Genomic DNA, 1521 nt, shown 5'->3' on the forward strand with positions numbered 1-1521 from the left:
CTTAATGGGCTCGGGACGGACCGAGATCATTAAGCCTGAAAAACCTACAATTTCCCCAGATCGTACAGTGAAATTCACATTTTCAAATAACCCTTTATGCGAAGCATTTTTGACCTCCAGCACCACTTCTCCCAAAGCAGGCGTTCTTACCGGGTAGCGTTCAGTCAGCTCTCTACCCACCATTTTCCGTACAACTTCATCAAAATGCGTATCGGGAATCGCCTGAGTATCCACCGTTTTCCCGTCACGCATGATGGTAATCCGATCACAGATCGCGAATATCTCCTCCATCCGATGTGAAATATACACAATCGAAACACCATCTTTTTTCAAGGAAGTAATAACCTCGAACAGCTTCTGAATTTCTCGTTCGGTTAAGGCGGCTGTCGGCTCATCCATCACGATAACTTTAGCATCCGTCATGAGTGCTTTGGCAATTTCAATCATCTGCTGTTGACCCACTGAACAATCGCCTGCTTCACCGTTCAATGGAAGATTTACCGAAAGCTTGCTGAATTGTTCATTTGCTAGCGCTTTCATTTTAGAACTGTCTAGCAAGCCCCACTTGGATGTCATTTCCTTGCCGATAAATAGATTTTCCAGCACGGTCATCTCCGGCCACACATTCAGTTCTTGGTGAATAAAAGCAATTCCTTTTTGCTCCGCTTCTTTGGGGTCGGCAAAATAGGTTTCCTGACCGTCAATGATGATCGTTCCCTCATCTCGCCGATGCAGTCCGATTAAAATATTCATCAGCGTTGATTTGCCTGCACCATTTTCACCCATGAGGGCATGTACTTCTCCTTCACGAAGATCAAAGTCAACACCACTCAGTACCTGATTGGTTCCAAAGGCTTTGTAAATTCCTTTCATTTGAATCTGCATGCTGTACCCTCCTTTTTATTCAACATTGATTTATCCAAAATGAACCCCTGCCTGCAAAATACAATTGGCAAACGGCTTAGCCTCTCCTGTACGAATGACCGCCTTCGCATACCGGGTCAGCTCCTTGAATTGTTCATGAGGGCAAAACTCAATGACAGCTGCCTGCTTATTAAGCTGTGGCTGTTCTAATTGCTCCCCTGCAAAGTTGCGCATAATATACTGTAATGCTTGTTCATTTTCTTGTTTGATTTCTTCGGCCAGCGTTACTTTTTCGATCACCATATCTGCTGCAATGACATCAACGACGTCCTGAAAGGATGGAACACCCAATTTAAGGGCCAAATCAATTTTGGTAACGCCTTCAGGAACAGGTAAGCCGGCATCAGCCACGACAATATAGTCTGTGTGGCCGAGATCCGACAGTATTTTGGATATATGACTGTTTAGGATTCCATGTTTCTTCATATTATATTTGCTCCTCCACTTCACGACGGGTTGGCATTCCACCTTGGGCTCCAAATTTGGTAACAGACAATGACGCAGCACGATTAGCAAATTTCACACTGTCTGCCAGCGAATTTCCTTCAGCCAGTGCCACTGCAAAAGCAGCGTTAAACGTATCTCCTGCACCTGTTG

3 protein-coding genes are annotated in these 1521 nt (G+C 44.8%); all 3 read right to left on the reverse strand.

Annotation, left to right across the window (positions count from 1 at the left end; genetic code table 11):
* A partial coding sequence (locus GRP75_RS26590; RefSeq protein WP_160790851.1) for a sugar ABC transporter ATP-binding protein occupies positions 1 to 885 on the reverse strand: 885 nt, incomplete at its 3' end.
* A gap of 30 nt (positions 886 to 915) precedes the next feature.
* Positions 916 to 1350 carry a D-ribose pyranase gene (rbsD, locus tag GRP75_RS26595; RefSeq protein WP_103744537.1) on the reverse strand — a complete coding sequence of 145 codons (435 nt, stop codon included), beginning with the start codon at positions 1348 to 1350 and terminating at the stop codon, positions 916 to 918.
* Between the two features lies 1 nt (position 1351).
* Positions 1352 to 1521: PfkB family carbohydrate kinase (locus tag GRP75_RS26600; RefSeq protein WP_237449212.1), on the reverse strand; the 170-nt coding region annotated here is incomplete at its 5' end.

It is taken from the genome of Paenibacillus sp. OT2-17, assembly GCF_009827695.1.
GTDB lineage: Bacteria > Bacillota > Bacilli > Paenibacillales > Paenibacillaceae > Paenibacillus > Paenibacillus polymyxa_B.

Coding starts and splice junctions, on each gene's coding strand:
- rbsD (WP_103744537.1), bottom strand. CDS start 1,350: ATGAAGAAACATGGAATCCTAAACAGTCATATATCCAAAATACTGTCG.